The sequence below is a fragment of the Neomicrococcus lactis genome (genome assembly GCF_014200305.1).
Classification (GTDB): Bacteria; Actinomycetota; Actinomycetes; order Actinomycetales; family Micrococcaceae; genus Neomicrococcus; species Neomicrococcus lactis.
In genome coordinates this window covers 2,549,051-2,569,518 of the sequence record NZ_JACHBL010000001.1, presented here as the reverse complement: position 1 = coordinate 2,569,518, position 20,468 = coordinate 2,549,051, and the positions used below count along the sequence as shown (strand labels likewise).

Below are 20,468 nucleotides of genomic sequence, written 5' to 3'. Positions count from 1 at the left end.
CGGTTAGTTCACGCCGCGCAGATCGAGCTCAAGCTCGGTGGCGCCATCCTCAGCCAAGAGCACGGGGATGCCCCAGTCCTGCTGGTACAAGTGGCATGCTGCGTGATCTGGGATCTCTCCGCCTGGCTCGCCATCGCAGGCTGCCGCACGGGCGGTGATGTGCAGAACGCCTTCGGGGACATTGGGGTTCAAGACGAGCGTGCGCGTCAGGCCCACGGACGTTCCAGCGCCTTCTACGAGCAAGTTCTCGGGCGACGAGGAAATCTTCAGCTGCGTGGGATCGCCCCATCGGTCATCGAGCTTCTGGCCCTTCGGAGCGGCAAAGCGCACCACGAGCTGGTGCTCGCCAGCTGCCACGGGCGTGCGAGGACGCGTGACCTGGGCAGAACCCTCATCCACGCGCAGCGCTTCCTTAGGCAACGGGATGCGCACGAGTTCGTGGCGGTTGGTCTCCACGATCAACAGCACGGGCTCGCCGTCCACGGAATCGTCCAACAAGACGTCGGATGGCTCAGCCAATCCACGCGCCAGCGTGGAAACTTCGCCGGAGGCAAGATCAACGCGGCGCACAGCCCCGTTGTAGGTGTCAGCAACAGCCACGGAACCATCCGGCAGCACCGTCACACCCAGAGGGTGCTGGAAGCGAGCGTCAGTGGCTGCGCCGTCTTGGAAGCCAAAGTCGTACAGTCCCTGACCCACGAGCGTCTCAACGGCCGTCACAGCGCCGTCGTCGCCCACACGCAAAACACGCAGCGCCGAGGTCTCGGCGTCGGCCAACCAGATGTCGCCAGCCGCATCAGTGGCCAAGCCGGAGGTCTGCGCGAACCACGAGGTCTCGGCAGCGCCGTCCTCGAGGCCTTCCAAACCGGAACCGGCAAAGACCGCCACGGCCCCGGACACAGGATCAAAGGAGAAGATCTGGTGCGTGCCAGCCATCGCCACGATCACGCGCTGTGCCTTTTCAGACCACACCACGTCCCATGGGGAAGACAGCGAAACCTCAAGCGCGCCAGCAGCCAGACCCTCGGCCAAGTTCACGCCGATTCCGGGAGCTTCCTTGCGAGCCTGTTCGGTGTCCAGCAAGCGCTGCACACCGTTTCCAGCGAGCGTGCGCACGGCACCCGTTGCCAGGGAAATGCCGCGGAGGCGGTGATTGACGGTATCGGCCACTACGACGTCGTAGCCCACCTTGGCTGCCACATCCTCCGGGAGGAGGGCCAAGCCTTGAGGTTCATTGAATTGCGCTCCACCGGACTGATCAACACCGGACTGATCCGAGCCTGCACCCTGAGGCGATCCAGCGGCGTCGTAATCCTTCGGCGAATCAGCGAAACCCTTGATGCCGGCGCCGATCACACGGCGAACCGTGCGCAAGTCCTGATCCAACTCGACGATGCGGTGGTGGCCGGAGTCGCCCACGAGGAAGCCTCCGTCGCGCAGCGCCACGACCTTGCCAGGGAAGCGCAGGTCGCCTTCGCGGGCTGGAGGTGCAACGTAGGGACCGTCACCGCGGTGCAGCGTGCCCTTGGCCTCATGCTCGGCAATGAGCTCTTCCACGAGGACCTCGAGGCCGTTCGCGTGACCTTCGCCGGACAAGTGCGCCACGATGGTGCCTTCAGGATCCACCACCACAAGGGTTGGCCACGCGCGTGCCGCGTAGGACTGCCACGTCTTGAGCTCTGGGTCATCGAGGACCGGGTGGTGAATTTCGTAGCGCTCCACGGCGGCGGCAAGCGCTACCGGGTCAGCTTCGTGTTCAAACTTCGGGGAGTGCACGCCCACGGTCACCAGGACGTCGCGGTACTTCTCTTCGAGCGGACGCAATTCGTCCAGCACGTGCAAGCAGTTGATGCAGCAGAACGTCCAGAAGTCCAAGAGGACGATCTTGCCGCGGAGATCTTCCAGATTCAGCTGTTTACCACCGGTGTTGAGCCAGTTGCGACCCTCGAGCGCTGAGGCTCGTACGCGGGAAGTGCTGCGAAGATTGTCGGTGGTCGTCATGATGCTCCTAGCTGTCGGCTGACGTCTGCTGTCCGTCCATTATGTGCGAAAAGTGCAGTGGAATTGTTTCGCGTGACGATTCACTACTCACTAACTCGAAGAGCCTCGAAATTGTTCCGCGGCTCCCCCAAAAAGAATCGCGGCTTAGAGCCCGGCGAGCGTTGCTTTCAGGATCGCTTGCGCCATCTCGGTGAACTGCTTATCCGTGATTTTGTCTAGTCCCACAAAGGACACCATCGCAACGTAGCCGTCCTTCTGGCCCACCAGGACCAAGGACTGCTGCCGGATGTCTTGGTCCATGCGGCCGCGCGTCCACAGGATGGCGGAGTCGACCTTGCCGTCGGCGGAGCTATCCGCCTTCGTTGCAGGCTTGACCGCGGTGAACGGGTACGTGTCGGCAGACTTCTCCGAGACGATAGACAAAGAAATCGACCGGCACGTGGTCTGTAGGTTCTCCACGGCGGCCTGATACGCAGCGAAGGACTTCTCATCCTGAAGTTTGGCGACCTCCACGGATCCCGTGACAATCGTGCTGTTCTGTGCGAAGTCCGTGCGGGCCGCTTCATCGCTGCTCTGCGCTGGTGACCAGTTCAAGTCTTCGACGGATTGCTTGCACGTATCCGGAATAACGTTGACGCCCTTCATGGCGTCCGTCGGCGGCTTGCGCAGCTCGGCCAGCTCTTCAGCCGTCGCGCCGCGCGCGGTGTTGAAACCGAAGCTCGCAGCCTGCGAAATTCCGGTGGAAACGGCCACGCCAGCGCGCGAGTTCACGACCGCATCATTGCTGGCGCTCGCTGCGGACTTCGAAGCCGAGGCCGCGGCGTGAGCCGAGTTGGCGGCGTCGTTCTGGGAATCGCTCCCGGAATTTCCGCACGCCGCAAGACTGAGCGAGAGGGCTAGTACGACGGCGCCAGTCCGCAGACGGTGCACGTGAGAGGTGGGCTTCATGTGTGGGTGCATCGCCTAGCGTCCTCGCCGTTGATCGATGGTCTGGTCATGTTCGGCGTACTGCTCGAACATGCGGTTGTACGCTTCCAAATCAGCGTCGTGATTGGCGTCAGCGCGACGGTCCTCGCGCTTGGCAGCTTTCGTGTCAGAGCGCAGCCACGCGATGGCCACACCCAACGCCAAGAAGAGCGTAGGCACTTCGCCAATGCCCCACATGGCCGCTGTGCCCAGCTGCTGGTCCTCCATCGGCGGGCTTCCCCACGGACGGCCCATCGAGCCAAACCAGTCTGCTTGCAAAAGCATGTTGGAGTTCATAAGGGACACCGCGAAGAACGCGTGGAACACCATGGTGGCAATGAGAAGAATCAAGCGGAACGGGTGCGGCAAGCGCGCTGGCAGCGGATCGATGCCAATCATGTTCAGCGCGAAAATGTAGCCCGTAAGCAAGAAGTGCACATTCATGAGCTCGTGGCCCACGTGCTCACGCAACGCGAAACCGAAGAGGTCCGTGTTGTAGAAAATGATGATGGAGCCGGCGAAGTTCGCTGCCGCGAAGAGCGGGTGCGTGACGACTTGCGAGTACTTCGAGTGAATGAAGGCCAGCATCCATTCGCGCGGTCCACGCGTTCCGTCCGTGCGAGGGCGCATGGCCCGCAGTGCCAATGTCATCGGGGCACCCACCACCAGGAAGATCGGGACCACCATTGTCAGCGCCATGTGCGCCACCATGTGCATCGAGATCAGCACCATTCCATAGACCGCAGGCGAACCGCTGGTCACGTAGGTCAAGAGCGCCAAGCCCACGTACCACGAGATAGCGCGGCCAATGTTCCAAGAGTCACCGCGCTTCGAGAGCGTGTGCATCCACTTGGCGTAGGCAACACCGAGGAAGATGACGACGGCGACCCAGAGCCAGTCCCAGCGCCAGACCGTGAACCATTCGCCAATGCCGAGGGCCGGCGGGAGGTCGTAGCCGGTCAGAATACGTGCCGGCGATGCAGCTGGCGGAAGTTCCTGCGGGACAGGAGTCGCCGTCCGGCCCAGCACAGCTGCCACGCCAATGACAGCGGCCATGACCAGGACTTCAGCGAAGATCAGGCGCCAGGCCGAAGCCAGCGGGGTGCTATCCCCTGCGTTGAGCTTTCCGATCACGCGCGTGCGGTGCATGAGGCCAAGGATGCCGAGAGCCAGCGTGAGCAGCGCTTTGGTGATGACGAGTCCGCCATAGGGCGTGAAGAGATCCTCAAATCGCTCCATGCGGATCCACGCGCTGATAATGCCCGAGAGCGTCACCACCACAATGGCCACGAATGCGATGTCAGAGAAGCGCTTGAGCACCAAACCGGCCGTCAGGGGACGCTGAGCCTTGTTCTTGATGTCCGTGAAGCGTCCAGGAGCCTGCCCCTGAAGGCTGCGGGAAATGAGCGCGAGCGTGCCGATGCCGCCCGCCCACAAGTACACGCCGAGCAAGTGCAGACCGAGCGCGTTGACGGCGCCCCAGTGGTCGTTGCCGCCTTGCGTGTGGCCAGTCAGTGCGATCGGCAAGATTCCTGCGGTGCCAAGTACCGCGGTGGCCGCGATCCAGGCGGGTCCACGAACGGCAAAGGCCAGCGAAGCGGTGACGGCTGCGATGAGCACCATCCATCCCCACGCTTGGCCCAGTGAAATGTTGAAGATGTAGTCCACGAGCGCAGCGGTGAAGGTCGAGCTACCGCTCAGTGGAAGACCGGAGACGCTCGAGAACATCAGCACAAGAGTCGCCGCCGCTGCCACGGTCCACGTGACGCCGGCGTATCCGGCGACTGCCATGGTGGCGTCGAACGCTGGGTGGACGGAGCCGCCATCGGTGGACTTGGCAGGAATTTCTGCGCGGAAGTCGTTGTCCTTCGCGGCGGCCTCCGCACCGGCGATCTGAGAACCAGCTTCGGTTGCGGTTTGTGTCGCCGCGCTACTTACGTTGGCAGCGGCCTTCGGCTTGGATTCAGGAACGACGACGACGCGAGCGCTCGCCCGTGCACGAATAGGTTTGGTGGAGCGCGGAACAATCGCCGCCCCGAACGCGAGTGCGCCGATGGTCAGCGCCATGGCCGCGTGGTTCACGAAGGTTGCAATGGGAAGTCCCCACCGCGTCAGCGGGCCCGGATCACCAAGCGTTGCTGGCGCCGAGCCGCCGCTCAGCACCAGGGATGCCGCGGTGACGATGATTCCAAAGATGACGGCCGCAAGTGCAACCGTCCATGATTTGCGAGGCACTAATTACGCTTCCGGTTCTTGGCGATGAGGGTAGCGACAGCCGCGATGACAGCCAGACCGGCAACAATGCCGATCAGCCACGGGCTCACGCCGGAGTTCTGCGCGGCTTCCTGAACGGGGTTAGACGCAGCACTGGAAGCAGAGGCAGAGCTTGCCGGTGCCGAGCTAGATGCCGAGGTGCCGGCGGTTCCCGTTTCAGAAGCGGCGGAGCTTGCAGCGGACGAGGAAGCCGCACCGCCGCTCACGCTGAACGTGATGGCTTGGCCGTTAGCCGTGGTTCCCTCGATCGGGTGTCCATCGCTCGAGACGACGCGCCACTCGAGCGTGTAGTTTCCAGCGCCCAACGCATCCCGAACCCCAACCGTCAGGTTCGCTCCGGAGGCGGCAGCTACGGCGTCGTACTTCTTGCCCTGCGCATCCTGCAGCACAACCGAGGTGCCAATGTTCTTGAGCTCAGCACTGTACATCAGGACGATTGCATTCGGGGCGGTCTTGACCGTGGAACCGTTAACGGGGTCGCTGCCAATGAGTTGATCGTGGGCGAAAGCTCCCGGAGCAACCATGGCTCCGGCGAATGCAATGGCCGCAATCGCCGCCAGCTGACGTAGAACCCTGCCTAGACGGCCTGCGGACGCTGCCTGCACCATGAAAAACTCCTCAACACCCAACTATGTTCTGACGCGCCGCGAGACCGCGCGCAGTCGTCCGTCAATTCTACGCGAGGTCGAAAATCGGCAAAAAAGAAGGACGTCGCGCATACAACGCGACGTCCTTCGGAAAGACTCCCCTTCGGGAGCTGTGGCTTACTTGCCGGAAGCAGCAGCCTTGAGCTTGGAGCCAGCGGTGAGCTTCACCGAGTAGCCAGCTGGGATCTGGATGGTTTCGCCGGTCTGTGGGTTGCGGCCGGTGCGAGCTGCACGCTCGGTGCGCTCAACGGCGAGCCAACCTGGGATGGAAACCTTTTCGCCCTGCGAGACCTGCTCGACGAAAACGTCGAATACGGCGTCAAGTACGGCCTTGACTGCAGTCTGGCTGTTGCCCGTCTTCTTCGCGACGGCTGCCTCGAGTTCGCTACGATTCATAGCCACTATGTGTCCTCCTGGACTGATCGTTCCCGGTCTGATGACCCGGATGCCCCGCGGTTACGAGGACTTCTGAGTCAGAAACTACCAGCACTTCACAGGAGACACGCCCGATTTTCGCTGAAAACAGCCAATTTCTTTGGTTTTCCGCAGGTTCAGGGCGCTTTTTTGGTCACTTTCGGCCCTTATTGCGGATAATTCTCATTTGACTGGCTGTCGTCAAGTTGCCTGCAGGCGCCTTTTGTCGCTGACCGTCGTGATTGTTGCGCCAACGTTGGCGCTGAGACGACGTTCACGCAACATTCACGACGCATGGGGGTGGGAAACACCTCGAGGACCCTCCCCGTGAGGGCATCCGGAAAGCGGGAATGCGGTCAGACGCGCATGCGGTGCTGCGCCTGGCGATGTACACAGTAGTGGGGTTATAGGACATTAAAGTGTGTCTGATGGGGCTTGGTTGCCTTTATCGGCGCGGCTAAACGGGTGTTGGCATACTTTTCGTTGTTTATTCGGGAAGCGTGGTTGACAACGAGCGTTTATGCGTCCTGTGTGGTGGCGGGCTGAAAAGGAACGGTTCCACGAGTGCTGGAGCTACCAGGTATCGCTGTAAATCGTGTGGCGCGAGTAGTTCTGAACGGATACAACGCGTCGACGTGCGTCGACGCCACGAGCTCTCCCGATTCCTGGAATGGCTGCTGGGAAACAAGACTCAATCCCAAGTCGCTCAGGGCGTGGATCCACGCTCGTTTCGTCGCTCCACACACTGGTGCTGGAACATTACTCCCGCGATCGAGGTCACCGGAGAGATCTATCCGGAAGTCCAGCTCGACGGCATCTATCTCGGTTCCTGGTGTTGCTTGATCGCGATCGCTGGCGAACACGTCATCGGTTATCAATGGTGTGACACGGAAAAACGCGTGGCGTGGGAACAGCTCCTAACTCGTTTCCCCGCACCAGATTTGGTCGTGATTGATGGTGGTTCCGGGCTGGCATCCGCGCTGAAACATTGCTGGCCCGAGACCCCTGTTCAACGCTGCCTGGTGCATATTCAACGCAACGTGCGCGTGCTGATCACGATGCGCCCCCGCACGACCGCGGGCCGCGAACTACGGGCTATTTCCCTTGCCCTGACACGGATCACGAGCCAGGATCAAGCGCGTGCATGGCTACTTGCACTCAACCAGTGGCACGGAAAACATCACCAGATGCTGAACGAGAAAACCTACCGTTCGCACCACCGTGGTTCGCTGCCGCAAAGCGTGAGGCCGCACCAGCGCTGGTGGTTCACACACGACCGGCTACGCAAGGCCTACCAACTCCTCGAGCGCGCCAGCCAACAAGAAGTCCTGTTCACCTATCTCAAAGACGAGCACCGCTCACGGAACGCCTCATCAACAACGAACAGGATCGAAGGAGGCATCAACGCGCAGCTACGCAATCTTCTACGCAACCATCGCGGACTGACCCCTGAGCACGCTAAACGAGCCGTGGAATGGTTCCTCTACAAGCACTCCCAGAACCCAGCACCAGCCCACCAACTCATCAAAAAAGAACACTACGAGCCCGTCGCCTACACGCAAGAAATCGAGGAACACATCGGACCCGCAGAACTCGGAACAGGACTCAACGCAAACGAAGGACTCTGGCACCGAAAAGGATGGGCCGGCCGCGCCTCCTAAAAAGACACGCCCGACCCAGACACACATTTATGTCCTATAACCCCAGTAGTGCGCTCGGAAACACAACAAAAGGCCCCTCCCGAAGGAGGAGCCTTTCGACGTGGTTAGCCTGCTAAGGGCTTACCAAGAAGACTTCGTGATGCCCGGAAGCTCACCGCGGTGAGCCATATCGCGGAAGCGAATACGGGAGATGCCGAACTTCTGGAAGGTACCGCGTGGGCGACCGTCGATGGCGTCGCGGTTGCGAAGGCGAACCGGCGAAGCGTTACGAGGAAGCTTCTGGAGGCCCAAACGAGCCTCTTCACGCTGCTCATCGGTCGAGTTTGGATCGATGAGAGCCTTCTTGAGGGCAAGACGCTTTTCGGCGTAGCGCTCAACGATGACCTTGCGCTGCTCGTTACGAGCAATCTTGGACTTCTTAGCCATTGTTCTTAGCGCTCCTCTCGGAATTCGACGTGCTTACGGATCACGGGATCGAACTTCTTCAAGACCATACGGTCAGGGTCGTTACGACGGTTCTTACGCGTGACGTAGGTGTAGCCCGTGCCCGCAGTGGACTTGAGCTTAATGATGGGACGTACGTCCTTGTCCTTTGCCATTAGAGCTTCACACCCTTCGCGAGAAGTTCTGCAACAACAGCATCGATGCCACGGGCGTCGATGGTCTTGATGCCCTTAGCGGACAAGGTCAAGGTCACGTTGCGGCGCAAAGACGGCACAAAGTAACGCTTCTTCTGAATGTTTGGGTCGAACCGACGCTTGTTGCGGCGGTGCGAGTGGGAGATGCTGTGTCCGAATCCCGGAACTGCACCAGTCACCTGGCATACAGCTGCCATGATCACTCCTCCAAGTAGTAGTAAATAATTGACGGGTAACCCCGCCAATCCAGTTGTGACACCGTTTACTGCGACTTCGTTGAAGGAAACCAGGCTGGGTGAGAACCAGCCGAAGCGCCTCAAGCGCGAAAACACGGTGAACTCATCAGCTATTCGAGCATTTTTCCCTACTCGGGGCGCCGACGATTTCGGATGTACGGGTTGCCGCGCCTTCGCAAGTCCAAAGGACACAGCAAGTTGACGCGACTTAACGCCTTACCATCTTAGAGCATTAAGCCCGTGTAGCTCAAACCGAGTCTTCCCGGAAAATCCAGTGATCTGGAGCAAGCGAGCGTGTGATCTTGCGCCCAATGCGAGCCAATTCAAGCACATCTTCATTCTCGAGCTTGTCGAACAGCAAGTCTCGAACGGACTCAACGTGGTGAGGAGCGAGCTCCTCGAGCCGCGCGAAGCCGTCTTCGGTCAAGTGCGCCATGGTGACGCGAGCATCCACGTCGGACTGCGTCCGTTCCATCCAACCGAGCTTCTCGAGCTTCTTCACCACGTGAGACAACCGAGAGAGCGACGCGTTGGTGCGGATAGCCAATTCGCTCATCGGCAACGCCTGATCATCTGCTTCAGACAGCATGGCCATCACGTTGTAATCAAACAACGTGATGCGCGCGTGCGTGTGGAGGTCAGAATCCAGCTTGCTCGGCAGATGCATGGTCACCGCGAGTACAGCAAGCCACGCTTCGCGCTCTTGCGGGGTCAGCCACCGTGGTTCGCTCATGGGCTAATAATCTCACAACTTCACTTATTCACTGGAAAATCGCACTTACAGTGTTACATCTCGTGGTGGATGTCACGGAGATGGGGTGGTCACCGTATATGTGACCACCCCATCTCACGCTAATTCCTAGCTCACTCCTATTTGGAAGTCAGCGCCTTTTCACGGCGGTAGCGCGTTACTTCGCCGATCACCACGATCAGCAGAGCCACGATGAACATCGCCGAACCGATCACGTTGGCTTGGGCTGGGATACCGCGAGCAGCTGCCACGTAGATGAACTTCGGGAACGTATCGAAGTTGCCAGAGTTGAAGTTGGTGATGATGAAGTCGTCAAAACTCATAGCGAAGCTCAAGAGCGCCGCGGCGACGATGCCTGGAAGCAAGAGCGGGAAGGTGACCTTCCAGAACGTCTTCAGGGGCGATGCGTACAGGTCTCCAGCTGCTTCTTCCAGACGCGGATCCAGACCGGAAACACGTGCCCGAACGGTCACCACTACGAAGGACATGCAGAAGACGATGTGAGCGATGACCACCGTCACGAAGCCGAGGTCCCAACCGAGGTTGAGGAACTGGGCCAAGAGCGAGGCACCAAGCACCACTTCTGGAGTGGCTAGCGGAAGGATGATCAAGAGGTCCGCTGTGTTGCGGAACTTGAACTTGTAGCGCACCAGACCCAATGCAATGCAAGTACCCAAGATGGTGGCGACAATCGTAGCCACGATGCCCACCTGCAACGAATTTCCGAGTGCTTCACAGATCTGCGGCGCACCGCAGGGATTCTGCCAGTTCTCGAGGGTGAAGCCACGCCATGTGAGGTTGGTACGGCCGGCGTCGTTGAACGAAAAGGCAAAGATGTACGCGATCGGCACCAGCAGGTATACGAAGGCGAGACCCCCGAGGATCGGGATGATCCATCGACCAATGTTCGATTTCATCAGTTCTCCTGGAAGTTTTCTTAGAAAAGATCTTTAGTGCCGAAGCGGCGGATATAGAGCATCACAAGGATCAGGATCGCCACCATCAGAATGGCGGAGAGCGCCGACGCCGTGGGGTAGTCCACGATGCGGAAGAACCGCGAGTCGATGACCTGACCGATCATGGTGGTATCCCGGTTGTTGCCCAAGATCGCTGCGTTGACGTAGTCACCGGAGGCCGGGATGAAGGTCAACAAGGTGCCAGCGAAAACGCCCGGCATGGACAGCGGCAACGTGACCTTACGGAACGTCGTAAACGGCGAAGCGTACAGGTCGCCCGAAGCCTCGATGAGGCGGGTGTCCATGCGTTCGAGGCTCGCGTAAATCGGTAGGGTCATGAAGGGCAAGAAGTTGTAGGTCAAACCTGCAACCACTGCCACCGCCGATGCCGTGAGTCGCCCATCTGGCGGAAGAATCGCGATGGCACGCAAAATAGAAACCACGGGACCTTCATCCGCCAAGATCTGCTTCCACGCTTGCGTACGCAAAATGAAGGAAGAGAAGAAAGGCGCAATGAGAAGAACCAGCAAAATCGAAGACAAGAGCCGGTGCGCGCGAAGTCTCACGGCCACGAGATAAGCCATGGGATAGCCAATCAGCAGAGCAAGAATCGTGGCGATCGCTGCAAAGCCGAAGGAGCGCAGGAGCGGTTCCCAGTACTGCGAAATAGCGTCGGCATAGTTGCTGAATTGCAACGCTGGCGCGAACTCACCAATATCCGCCCCTGGCGGCTTGGTGTAAAGCGACATGGCGAGCATGACGACGACGGGGGCCGCAAAGAAGAGCAACAAGAAGATGAAGCCCGGGAGCACCAGCGCCTGACCTACTCGACCACGCTTCTTCTCGGCCGCAATTTCTTCTGGACTCCGGAAGTCATCGTCTTTCTTAGACTTCCGAAGCCCCGCTGAGTCTGATCTAACGTCAGGACCTTTCACGGTGTTGATGTCACTCATCACGCGCCCTCAATACCTGCGGTAGTGTCATCGTCGCCGTCGAGACCAAAGGAGAACTCCGGTTCCCAGGACAGGGCGACCTTGTCACCGCGCTGGCCGGTATCTTGGCCAAGGTTCTGGGTAAAGGTTCCAAGGACACCGACGCCTGGAACGTCCACCAAATACTCGGTGGAGACACCCGTGAAGGAAGCGTCGATGATGGTGCCGGTCAGCTGATTGTGGTCTGCAGGGATATCAAGTTCCCCCATGTGCCCAATCCGCATCTTCTCGGGACGTACGCCGACCACGATATCGCCAGCCTGCGTCGTCGTACGGGAAGCCGGAACCCACACACGAGAGCCGGCAATGTCCACGCCCAACAGGTCGTCGCGCTGTTCCGCAACGTGACCCTTCATGAGGTTGGACTTGCCGAGGAAGTTGGCGACGAAGGCCGTCTTGGGAAGTTCGTAGAGCTCGCGGGGTGCGCCCATTTGCTCGACCTTGCCCTGATTCATGACCGCGACGATGTCCGCCATGGTCATGGCTTCTTCCTGGTCATGAGTGACGTGAACGAAGGTCAGGCCAACTTCCGTCTGAATAGCCTTGAGCTCCACCTGCATCTGACGGCGAAGCTTCATGTCCAACGCGCCGAGCGGCTCATCCAACAAGAGCACCGCCGGACGGTTCACGAGTGCGCGGGCCAAGGCCACGCGCTGCTGCTGACCGCCGGAGAGCTGAACTGGCTTGCGGGCCGCCAAATGGCCCAGTTCCACCATTTCAAGGCCCTTTTTGGCGAGCTCTTGCGCGTTCCTCACCTTGCGCTGCTTCAATCCGAACGCGACGTTCTCCAGGATGTTCATATGCGGGAACAATGCATATGACTGGAACACGGTGTTCACGTGACGCTTGTGCGAAGGCAACTGCGTGACGTCCTCGCCACCAATCGAAATGGTGCCTGACGTGGGATGTTCCAGTCCTGCGACCATTCGCAAAGTGGTGGTCTTGCCGCAGCCCGAAGGCCCCAGCAAGGCGAAGAACGAGCCCGCAGGAATCGTCAGCGTCAAATCATCAACGGCAGTGAAGTCCGTGAAGCGCTTCGAGACATTCTGAAGGTGGAGATCGGCGCCGCCGTCTTTACCGGGATCTTTGACGATCGAGACGGCGGCCGTACTTGGTGACGTGTGGCTCATCTATCAGACGCCAATCGCGGTCTGGAACTTGTTGCCGAAGTTGGTTTCTTCTTCAGGGGTCAAGCTGCGGAACGCGTGAACCTGCTTGAGGTCTTCGTCCGATGGGAAAATCAGCTTGTTGTCCACAAGCGAAGGATCAACCTTTTCCATGGCTTCCTTGGCGCCTTCAACCGGTGAAATGTAGTTCACGTAGGCGGCCACGGTCGCAGCAACCTCGGGATCGTAGTAGTAGTTCATGAGCTCTTCAGCGTTCTTCTTGTGCTGCGAACCGATGGGAATCATCATGTTGTCGCTCCACAGGGTGCCACCGGATTCCGGAATGGCGAACTCCCACTTGTCGTCATTCTCAAAGTTGAGCTGGGTGATATCGCCGGACCAGCAAATGACTGCCAGCGCATCGCCGGAGACGAGGTCCTCCTTGTAGGAGTTGCCCTTGACCTGGCGGATCTGGCCGGAGTCAATCTGCTTCGTCAAAGTCTCGAGCGCCTTATCGAATTCGGTGTCGCCCCAAGAACCTGCGATGTCTACGCCGTCGGCCATCATGAGCAGACCCATGGTGTCGCGCATTTCGTCGAGGACCTCAACACGACCCTTGAGCTCTGGCTTCCACAGGTCGTCGATCGTCTTGAGTCCGCCCGGAATCTTTTCCTTATTCCAAGCGATGCCAGCAAAGCCGGTCTGCCACGTCAACGAGTTCTTGCGACCCTTATCCCAGTCCACATTCTGGAGTGCGGAACGAAGGTTCTTGGCATTTGGAATGTTGGCGAGATCAAACGCTTGGGTGTAGCCCTGGCGGATCACGCGGCCGGCCATCCAGTCAGTGAGCGTGATGATGTCCTGGCCTATGTCTTGGCCTGCAGCGAGCTGCGCCTGGACCTTGCCGTAGTAAGAGTCATTGCCATCGATGTCTTCGGCGTAATTCGCCTTGATGCCGGTCTGCTTTTCAAACTCGGCAAGGGATGGGTAGGACTTCGTGGTTTCGTCATAGTCCAAGTAGAGGGTCCAGTTGGCCCATGAAACGGTCTTTTCCGTTGCGGACTTGTCAATTGCAGCAGATGGACCCGCGGCCGTTGCTGATCCGGTAGCAGAGGAATTGGACGCGGATCCCGAAGTACCGCACGCGGAGAGCATTCCCGCAAGTCCAAGCCCGCCAGCGCCCAAGAGGAGAGAGCGTCGGTTCATTTGGGATTTGATGATGGCACGAATGCGCGGATCTGGATGCTGATCGAGTGGGCGTCGCGTGGTCATGTGTGGACTCCTAAATAGCTGGGCCGAACCTTGGGAACGGACGGTATCTGGCGTCTTGCGGCGGCCACCATTTTCGCCAACTTTTTCACGAACTCTTGGTGACGCCACGCAACGGGAGATCGAAAAGAATCATGCCAGCACTACGGGGCCGTGACAATAGTTTAAGTGTTAATTTTTTGTTACGACGACGAAATCCGTTGCACGTCTCAGAATTGGATGACGTTTTCCTCTTTCCATTGGAAACTTTTCTCGCTACGCTCGAGACACATCTCAGATTTCCAGGAGGTAGATAGCGCGTGGCAAGTGAAGCCGGCGACCGGGCAGCGCCCGGGGCGCGTATCGAGTACGCGGAGTCATTCGCGGCGGATCGGTTCCCGCTCGATGACCTGAGTAAAGACATTATTGGCCACCTTCAAGAAGATGGCCGTCGCTCCTATGCGTCCATCGGCAAGGCCGTTGGTCTTTCCGAAGCCGCCGTGCGTCAACGAGTCCAAAAGCTTCTTGATTCAAAGGTGATCCAGATCGTGGCCGTGACGGATCCACTCCAACTCGGCTTCCCACGCCACGCCATGATCGGCGTGCGCTGCTCGGGCGACATGGTTGAAACAGCTGACGAGATCGCAAGACTCTCAGCCGTTGACTATTGCGTGGTGACGGCCGGCAAATTCGATGTCCTCGCGGAAGTGGTGTGCGAAAACGACCACGCTCTGCTGGACATCATCCACAAAATCCGAGCCATCAAAAACGTTCGAGAGACTGAGACCTTCATGTATCTCTCGCTCCGCAAACAAATCTATAACTGGGGTACACCATGACAACGTCCAACAGCACTACTCCCAAGGGAACGGACCGCCAACAGGCCGCTCGCGACCACTTGTGGATGCATATGGCTCGCCACAGCGGCATCGTGGGCGGCGGCAACGTCCCCGTGATCACGCGCGGCGAAGGCCACATGATTTACGACGATAAGGGCAAGGGCTACATCGATGGCCTGTCCGGTTTGTTCGTAGTTCAGGTGGGTCACGGTCGCGAAGAGCTCGCCGCCGTTGCTCAAGAGCAGGCCAAGAAGCTGTCCTTCTTCCCACTGTGGTCCTACGCCCATGAACCTGCCATTGACTTGGCCGAACGTCTCGCTGACTACGCTCCTGGGGACCTGAACCGCGTGTTCTTCACAACAGGTGGCGGCGAGGCCGTGGAGTCCGCATTCAAGCTGGCTAAGCAGTATTGGAAGCTTCAGGGTCAGCCGGGCAAGACCAAGGTCATTTCCCGTGCGCTCGCCTACCACGGCACCCCTCAGGGCGCTTTGGCCATCACCAGCTTGCCGGGTATGAAGACGCCGTTCGAGCCTTTGGTTCCCGGCACCTTCCGCGTTCCGAACACCAACTTCTACCGCGCTCCGGAGCAGTTCGAAGACAACGAGAAGGACTTCGGCATCTGGGCGGCAGAGCGTATTCGCGAAGCCATCGAGTTCGAAGGCGCCGAGTCCGTAGCGGCCGTGTTCTTGGAACCAGTTCAGAACTCAGGCGGTTGCTTCCCACCACCTCCCGGATACTTCCAGCGCGTGCGTGAGATCTGCGACGAGTATGACGTCCTCTTGGTCTCTGACGAAGTCATTTGCGCCTTCGGCCGCATCGGCTCCATGTTCGCTTGCGTTGACTTCGGCTACACCCCGGACATCATCACGTGCGCCAAGGGCCTGACCTCCGGCTACTCCCCTATCGGCGCCATGATCGCTTCTGACAAGCTCTTTGAACCATTCACCAAGGGCGACACCACGTTTTACCACGGCTACACCTTCGGCGGTCACCCAGTGTCTGCCGCGGTTGCCATGGCCAACCTGGACATCATGGAGCGAGAAGGCCTGAACCAGAACGTCAAGGACAACGCGGATGCCTTCAAGGCAACGCTGTCCAAGTTGTTGGATCTGCCGATTGTTGGCGACGTTCGCGGTGCAGGCTACTTCTACGGCATCGAGCTTGTGAAGGACAAGGAAACCAAGGAAACGTTCAACGACGACGAGTCGGAGCGCTTGCTCCGCGGCTTCCTGTCCACCGCACTTTACGACGCCGGCTTGTACTGCCGCGCGGATGACCGTGGCGACCCCGTCATCCAGTTGGCGCCGCCACTCACGATCGGTCAAAAGGAGTTTGACGAGATTGAGGGCATCCTGCGTAGCGTGTTGACCGAAGCAAGTACTAAGATCTAATAACTAGATTTCGTTCAACTAAATACTTCCGGCGCGTGTTCGGGCGAGACCCTGCGCGAGTCGGACGTTCGCAGCGTGACCACAACCATTCTGCGGACTAACGGCGACGGTTTCCTAAGCACCTTTGAGGGCTTGGATTACCGTCGCCGTTACTTCTTAAAGTCGCGGTTTGTACTACTGATTTGGGCCGCACAAAAGACGGGGGGCTACAGCTATAGCCCCCACGAAAACACACGAAAAAACAGCTGAATCCTAGTGACTCTGAGCGCTCATCAAGTCGCTCTTGCGCAGCTGATTGCGCTCCGCTTCCTTCACTAACGCCGAAGTCAGCGTCTCAAGCTGCCCTGGAACGGTGCCCTTATCCTCGGGATGCCACTGCACGCCGAGCACCCACGGCGTCTCCACGCCGGGCTGGTGCTTCGCTTCGATCGCTTCCACCACGCCATCCTCAGCCCACGCACTCACTTGAAGAGTGTTCGCGAGCCGCTGCACGGCTTGGTGGTGCGAAGAGCGCACCTGAATTTCCGGCGTCCGCATCAGCGAAAACAGCAAGGAATCTTCCACGATCTGCACCGGATGATCCACCATGGACGTCTCCGAAGAACCGGACCGGTGCATAGACTCAGCACCCAAATCTTCAATGAGGCTTCCGCCGAAAGCTACGTTCATGACCTGCATGCCGCGACATATTCCAAGGACCGGCGTGTAACTTTCCACGGCTCGGCGAATCAACGAGGATTCAAAACGGTCCGCGGCTGCGTCCACAAAGGAGATCGATGGGTCGCCTTCGGAGTGGTAGAGCTCCGGGTCGACGTCGCCGCCACCCATGACCACCACGCCGTCGAGTCGGTGCATGTCCGGCACACCGTCAACGCTTGCGTCCAGCATGATGACGTCGGCGCCACCGGCCAAAAGGTAGCTCTGGACTCGCTCGGCCAACTCAATGATTTGGCTGCGGTATTCGTCCGAATAGGAAGGTGCGGAGCGCGCGTAGGACAGCCCAATCACTGGGTGAACCTCGAGAGGCGTTCGATTCTCATCCATTCCGATAGGTTACTCCGGAGTTGCGCTCTGACTGGGAATCATGAAGGTGATGTTCGTCCATCGCTGATTTCTCTGGCCAGCAGCGCCACATGTAGCGAGGTTCTCGAGGCGGCATCCTCCAAGGACACCCCTAACCGCTCTTCGATGCGCGCAAGCCGGGCATACACGGCTGGCCGGGATAAGAACTTTTCGCGTGCCACAATCGAGCGGTTTCCGCCGGCTTCAATGAACGCGGTGAGCAGTTCGAGCGCTGGCTCATCCACGGGATGCAGTAGCGCGCCCAGTTCCGCTTCCACGAAATCCGCCACTCGCTGGTCTTCAGCGAGCTGCGAGAGCAATCCGTGCAGCCGCAAATCTACTGTCCTGTAGAACGAGTGCGTTGGGGAGATGAGCGAGGCCGCCGTGTGTGCCACTTTCGCGGCGGCGGCCAGTCCAGCGGCGGCGTCGACTGCTTCCACAGCACTATCCCCCACCCCGATCCGCAGGGCAGTCATATCCACGGACGCAAATATCTCAGCGAGCGTCTGGTCTTCCGCGGCACGGGCAGCGGTACCCTCCGCGACCGCGCCAAGACCTACCAGAACCCCTACTTGACCGCTGGTGGTGGTGGCCGCCAGCAATGGAATCCGTCGTGCTGCGGCGGTGCGGTATAGGTGCTCAATCAGTTCAATTTCTTGGTTCTGCCGCTCCCCCGGCGCATAGCGTCGCGAGGGATGTTCGGCGGCTTGCGGTATTTCCTCTTTGAGTACGACGACGCCAGGCAAGTACCGCTGTGCACTTCCGAGACCCAGGGCTTGCGCGCGCACGTTGAGTTCACGACGGCGCACGGCGCTGAGTCCCGCGGTGGTAGCCGCGTCGCTGAGGAAGGCTGATCGTGCACGCTGCACGACTGCTCGCTCGTCACGGCCAGCCAGCCGGCTGATAGTCAAGGCTTGGGCCGCGCGCTCGAGCACCAAGACAGCATCCGACGCCCACTCCTCATCACGATGGTTCGTCGCTTCCTGCAGGGGAATGACAAGTTGCGCCCAGTGGTGACCGCCCACTCCCACATCGCTGCGGATCCAATGAAGTTCGAGGGCGACCTCTTCGAGTGGTTCGTGGCGGGTCCACGGCTCTAGCGCACGGTCCGAGTTCGCTGACCATGACAGCACCCTGTGCTGACGATCTTCAAGAATCACGGGCTCACCCACCAGCCGAGCGGCGGCTTCCACGATGTCCTCTTGGCTGGCGCCCCTCACGCTGAGATTCATGAACTCCTCATGAAGTTGGCGGGCGCGTTCAACCTTGCTGAACTGCTCGGCCACGATCAGTTCATGCACGCTTTGCGTGATCTCCACGAACCGCACTTCCCGGTGCAGCTGAACTACCGGGAACTCAACCCCCACCTGGGCCGCGGCGTTCTGAAGAAGCCGAGCTGCGTCGTCGTACTCAGGACGTGAATCCGGCGCCTCGACGAACAGAGCTGCCGCGCCCTCTTGCGCAAGGGCTTCCAGAAAATTGCGAGCGCTCGCGGCAGTTGGCGAGGCGATGGCGGCGGTCGCGAGCACAAGTTCGCCGCCTTGGAGGAGACCGGTGAGGTCGCGGGTGCCGGCGACGTGAACCCAACGCACGGGGTCGTTGAGTCTTTCCGAGCCCAGGAGGAGCTCTGGTTCGCCTCTCATGACGGTATCGAGCGCCAAAATCGAGGCAATTGTTTGCATGTTGTCAATATTAGTCGGATTTTGTTTACAAGTTGTGGGTATCGGTGTGAGCGCGGCCACGAAACAATCGAGGAAAGAGAAGTTGTTATCGAGAGGAATAGCGTGAACACCCTTACTCACTGGATCAACGGAGAACTCACCGCACCGGCAGCGGATGCGCGCTTGGGCGATATTCACAACCCCGCAACTGGCGAAGTCATTGGGCAAGTTGAGCTAGCCAGCAAGGCCGTGGTTGAACAGGCGATCGACGCTGCCGCCGCCGCGTTCCCCGCATGGCGCGACACCTCTCTTGCGCGCCGCGTCCAGGTGCTCTTCGCTTACCGCGAGCTTTTGAACGCTCGCAAGGATGAACTCGCCGCGATCTTGACGCGCGAGCACGGCAAAGTACTCGCCGATGCATTGGGTGAAGTGTCCCGCGGCCAGGAAGTCGTAGAGCTCGCATGCGGAATCCCGCACCTTCTCAAGGGCGCGTACACCGAGAATGCCTCGACGAAGATCGACGTGCACTCGATTCGCCAGCCTTTGGGCCCTGTTGCCATCATTTCCCCGTTCAACTTCCCGGCCATGGTGCCGATGTGGTTCTTCCCGCTAGCTATTGCCACCGGCAACACCGTGGTCATCAAGCCGTCCGAAAAGGACCCGTCCGCACTGAACTGGATGGCGAAGCTGTGGGAAGAGGCTGGCCTTCCGGCTGGCGTTTTCAACGTGGTGCACGGTGACAAGGAAGCCGTGGACACGCTCTTGGAGAGCCCTAAGATTCAGTCGGTCTCGTTTGTGGGATCCACGCCGATTGCGAAGTACGTTTACGAGCGCGGCACCGCGCACGGCAAGCGCGTGCAGGCTTTGGGTGGCGCGAAGAACCACATGTTGGTGCTTCCAGATGCCGATCTTGACCTCGCCGCCGACGCCGCCGTCAACGCCGGCTACGGTGCTGCGGGCGAGCGCTGCATGGCCATCTCCGTAGTGGTTGCTGTGGAGTCCGTCGCGGACGAGCTCGTGGCGAAGATTGCCGAGCGCACCAAGACCCTCAAGGTGGGCGACGGTACGCGTGGCTGCGACATGGGACCACTCATTACCTCGCAGCATCGCGACAAGGTGTCCGGCTACATTGACGCTGGCGAGGCCGCCGGCGCAACCGTGGTGCTAGACGGCCGCAAGGCTACGCCAGACGCGGACGGCGAGGGCTACTTCTTGAACCCCACGCTGTTTGACCATGTCACGCCAGAGATGAGCATCTACACGGACGAGATCTTCGGTCCCGTGTTGTCCGTGGTTCGCGTTCCAAGCTATGACGAAGGCTTGGCCCTCATCAACGCCAACCAGTACGGCAACGGCACCGCGATCTTCACCAACGACGGTGGCGCAGCTCGCCGCTTCGAGAACGAGGTTCAAGTGGGCATGGTAGGCATCAACGTGCCTATTCCGGTGCCGATGGCGTACTACTCCTTTGGTGGCTGGAAGAACTCGCTCTTCGGCGATTCCCACGCTCACGGCATGGAAGGCGTCAATTTCTTCACGCGCGGCAAGGTAGTCACCACCAAGTGGCTTGACCCAAGCCACGGCGGCATCAACTTGGGCTTCCCGCAGAACGATTAATGAGGACT

General features: G+C 59.6%; 19 protein-coding genes. 4 read left to right on the top strand and 15 right to left on the bottom strand.

The window, feature by feature from the left end; translation table 11 throughout:
* Window positions 1-3 precede the first annotated feature (3 nt).
* From BKA12_RS11660 to BKA12_RS11640, 5 genes are all read right to left on the bottom strand, one after another.
* The gene (locus BKA12_RS11660) at window positions 4-2,001 is read right to left on the bottom strand and encodes an NHL domain-containing thioredoxin family protein (RefSeq protein WP_183644071.1); all 1,998 of its coding nucleotides are present in this window, start codon (window positions 1,999-2,001) and stop codon (window positions 4-6) included.
* Between the two features lie 144 nt (window positions 2,002-2,145).
* Window positions 2,146-2,949: a hypothetical protein gene (locus BKA12_RS11655; protein WP_183644068.1), complete on the bottom strand. Its 804-nt coding sequence runs from the start codon at window positions 2,947-2,949 to the stop codon at window positions 2,146-2,148.
* Between the two features lie 15 nt (window positions 2,950-2,964).
* Entirely contained in the window at window positions 2,965-5,202 is a 2,238-nt protein-coding gene (locus tag BKA12_RS11650) for a cytochrome c oxidase assembly protein (protein ID WP_183644065.1), read from the bottom strand.
* Window positions 5,202-5,849, bottom strand: coding sequence for a copper resistance CopC family protein (locus BKA12_RS11645; protein WP_183644062.1), 648 nt, complete (start codon window positions 5,847-5,849; stop codon window positions 5,202-5,204). The genes BKA12_RS11650 and BKA12_RS11645 overlap by 1 nt, the downstream gene beginning before the upstream one ends.
* A 156-nt stretch (window positions 5,850-6,005) precedes the next feature.
* The gene (locus BKA12_RS11640; protein WP_271395329.1) at window positions 6,006-6,290 is read right to left on the bottom strand and encodes an HU family DNA-binding protein; all 285 of its coding nucleotides are present in this window, start codon (window positions 6,288-6,290) and stop codon (window positions 6,006-6,008) included.
* Window positions 6,291-6,802: 512 nt separating this feature from the next.
* Between BKA12_RS11640 and BKA12_RS11635 the strand changes: the two genes are divergently transcribed.
* Window positions 6,803-7,963 carry an IS1249 family transposase gene (locus tag BKA12_RS11635; protein ID WP_183639812.1) on the top strand — a complete coding sequence of 387 codons (1,161 nt, stop codon included), beginning with the start codon at window positions 6,803-6,805 and terminating at the stop codon, window positions 7,961-7,963.
* 120 nt (window positions 7,964-8,083) lie between these two features.
* Here the strand turns inward: BKA12_RS11635 and rpsN are convergent, their stop codons facing one another.
* From rpsN to BKA12_RS11595, 8 genes are all read right to left on the bottom strand, one after another.
* Window positions 8,084-8,389 (bottom strand): 30S ribosomal protein S14, encoded by a 306-nt coding sequence (rpsN, locus tag BKA12_RS11630; protein WP_183644056.1) that lies wholly within the window; start codon window positions 8,387-8,389, stop codon window positions 8,084-8,086.
* Window positions 8,390-8,394: 5 nt separating this feature from the next.
* Window positions 8,395-8,562, bottom strand: a complete 168-nt coding sequence (gene rpmG / locus BKA12_RS11625) for a 50S ribosomal protein L33 (RefSeq protein ID WP_071894794.1) — start codon at window positions 8,560-8,562, stop codon at window positions 8,395-8,397.
* Window positions 8,562-8,798 carry a 50S ribosomal protein L28 gene (gene rpmB, locus BKA12_RS11620; RefSeq protein ID WP_183644053.1) on the bottom strand — a complete coding sequence of 79 codons (237 nt, stop codon included), beginning with the start codon at window positions 8,796-8,798 and terminating at the stop codon, window positions 8,562-8,564. Before rpmB ends, rpmG begins: the two co-directional genes overlap by 1 nt.
* 286 nt (window positions 8,799-9,084) lie before the next feature.
* Window positions 9,085-9,570 carry a MarR family winged helix-turn-helix transcriptional regulator gene (locus BKA12_RS11615; protein ID WP_183644051.1) on the bottom strand — a complete coding sequence of 162 codons (486 nt, stop codon included), beginning with the start codon at window positions 9,568-9,570 and terminating at the stop codon, window positions 9,085-9,087.
* 137 nt (window positions 9,571-9,707) lie between these two features.
* Complete coding sequence (locus BKA12_RS11610) at window positions 9,708-10,505, bottom strand: ABC transporter permease (protein WP_183644049.1); 798 nt, start codon at window positions 10,503-10,505, stop codon at window positions 9,708-9,710.
* 20 nt (window positions 10,506-10,525) lie between these two features.
* Window positions 10,526-11,497 (bottom strand): ABC transporter permease, encoded by a 972-nt coding sequence (locus BKA12_RS11605; protein ID WP_183644047.1) that lies wholly within the window; start codon window positions 11,495-11,497, stop codon window positions 10,526-10,528.
* A complete protein-coding gene (locus BKA12_RS11600; RefSeq protein ID WP_183644045.1) occupies window positions 11,497-12,666 on the bottom strand; it encodes an ABC transporter ATP-binding protein in 1,170 nt (389 codons plus the stop codon). The genes BKA12_RS11605 and BKA12_RS11600 overlap by 1 nt, the downstream gene beginning before the upstream one ends.
* A gap of 3 nt (window positions 12,667-12,669) precedes the next feature.
* Entirely contained in the window at window positions 12,670-13,914 is a 1,245-nt protein-coding gene (locus tag BKA12_RS11595) for an ABC transporter substrate-binding protein (RefSeq protein ID WP_183644044.1), read from the bottom strand.
* Window positions 13,915-14,252: 338 nt separating this feature from the next.
* Between BKA12_RS11595 and BKA12_RS11590 the strand changes: the two genes are divergently transcribed.
* Both BKA12_RS11590 and BKA12_RS11585 read left to right on the top strand, forming a co-directional pair.
* On the top strand, window positions 14,253-14,729 hold the full coding sequence (locus BKA12_RS11590) for an Lrp/AsnC family transcriptional regulator (RefSeq protein WP_183645088.1): 477 nt from the start codon (window positions 14,253-14,255) through the stop codon (window positions 14,727-14,729).
* A complete protein-coding gene (locus BKA12_RS11585) occupies window positions 14,726-16,120 on the top strand; it encodes an aspartate aminotransferase family protein (protein WP_183644041.1) in 1,395 nt (464 codons plus the stop codon). The genes BKA12_RS11590 and BKA12_RS11585 overlap by 4 nt, the downstream gene beginning before the upstream one ends.
* Before the next feature lie 252 nt (window positions 16,121-16,372).
* Here the strand turns inward: BKA12_RS11585 and BKA12_RS11580 are convergent, their stop codons facing one another.
* On the bottom strand, window positions 16,373-17,164 hold the full coding sequence (locus BKA12_RS11580; RefSeq protein ID WP_183644038.1) for a gamma-glutamyl-gamma-aminobutyrate hydrolase family protein: 792 nt from the start codon (window positions 17,162-17,164) through the stop codon (window positions 16,373-16,375).
* Window positions 17,165-17,202: 38 nt separating this feature from the next.
* Window positions 17,203-18,864: a PucR family transcriptional regulator gene (locus BKA12_RS11575; RefSeq protein ID WP_183644035.1), complete on the bottom strand. Its 1,662-nt coding sequence runs from the start codon at window positions 18,862-18,864 to the stop codon at window positions 17,203-17,205.
* A 102-nt stretch (window positions 18,865-18,966) separates the two neighbouring features.
* On the opposite strand from BKA12_RS11575, the gene BKA12_RS11570 reads away from it, so the two are divergent.
* On the top strand, window positions 18,967-20,460 hold the full coding sequence (locus BKA12_RS11570; protein ID WP_183644032.1) for a CoA-acylating methylmalonate-semialdehyde dehydrogenase: 1,494 nt from the start codon (window positions 18,967-18,969) through the stop codon (window positions 20,458-20,460).
* Window positions 20,461-20,468 lie beyond the last annotated feature (8 nt).

What these genes read in the sequence shown, in the direction of transcription:
- BKA12_RS11595 (WP_183644044.1), bottom strand. Translation starts at nt 13,914, where the DNA reads ATGACCACGCGACGCCCACTCGATCAGCATCCAGATCCGCGCATTCGT.
- BKA12_RS11615 (WP_183644051.1), bottom strand. Translation starts at nt 9,570, where the DNA reads ATGAGCGAACCACGGTGGCTGACCCCGCAAGAGCGCGAAGCGTGGCTT.
- BKA12_RS11655 (WP_183644068.1), bottom strand. Translation starts at nt 2,949, where the DNA reads ATGAAGCCCACCTCTCACGTGCACCGTCTGCGGACTGGCGCCGTCGTA.
- BKA12_RS11610 (WP_183644049.1), bottom strand. Translation starts at nt 10,505, where the DNA reads ATGAAATCGAACATTGGTCGATGGATCATCCCGATCCTCGGGGGTCTC.
- rpsN (WP_183644056.1), bottom strand. Translation starts at nt 8,389, where the DNA reads ATGGCTAAGAAGTCCAAGATTGCTCGTAACGAGCAGCGCAAGGTCATC.
- BKA12_RS11645 (WP_183644062.1), bottom strand. Translation starts at nt 5,849, where the DNA reads ATGGTGCAGGCAGCGTCCGCAGGCCGTCTAGGCAGGGTTCTACGTCAG.
- rpmG (WP_071894794.1), bottom strand. Translation starts at nt 8,562, where the DNA reads ATGGCAAAGGACAAGGACGTACGTCCCATCATTAAGCTCAAGTCCACT.
- rpmB (WP_183644053.1), bottom strand. Translation starts at nt 8,798, where the DNA reads ATGGCAGCTGTATGCCAGGTGACTGGTGCAGTTCCGGGATTCGGACAC.
- BKA12_RS11600 (WP_183644045.1), bottom strand. Translation starts at nt 12,666, where the DNA reads ATGAGCCACACGTCACCAAGTACGGCCGCCGTCTCGATCGTCAAAGAT.
- BKA12_RS11580 (WP_183644038.1), bottom strand. Translation starts at nt 17,164, where the DNA reads ATGGATGAGAATCGAACGCCTCTCGAGGTTCACCCAGTGATTGGGCTG.
- BKA12_RS11605 (WP_183644047.1), bottom strand. Translation starts at nt 11,497, where the DNA reads ATGAGTGACATCAACACCGTGAAAGGTCCTGACGTTAGATCAGACTCA.
- BKA12_RS11660 (WP_183644071.1), bottom strand. Translation starts at nt 2,001, where the DNA reads ATGACGACCACCGACAATCTTCGCAGCACTTCCCGCGTACGAGCCTCA.
- BKA12_RS11585 (WP_183644041.1), top strand. Translation starts at nt 14,726, where the DNA reads ATGACAACGTCCAACAGCACTACTCCCAAGGGAACGGACCGCCAACAG.
- BKA12_RS11575 (WP_183644035.1), bottom strand. Translation starts at nt 18,864, where the DNA reads ATGCAAACAATTGCCTCGATTTTGGCGCTCGATACCGTCATGAGAGGC.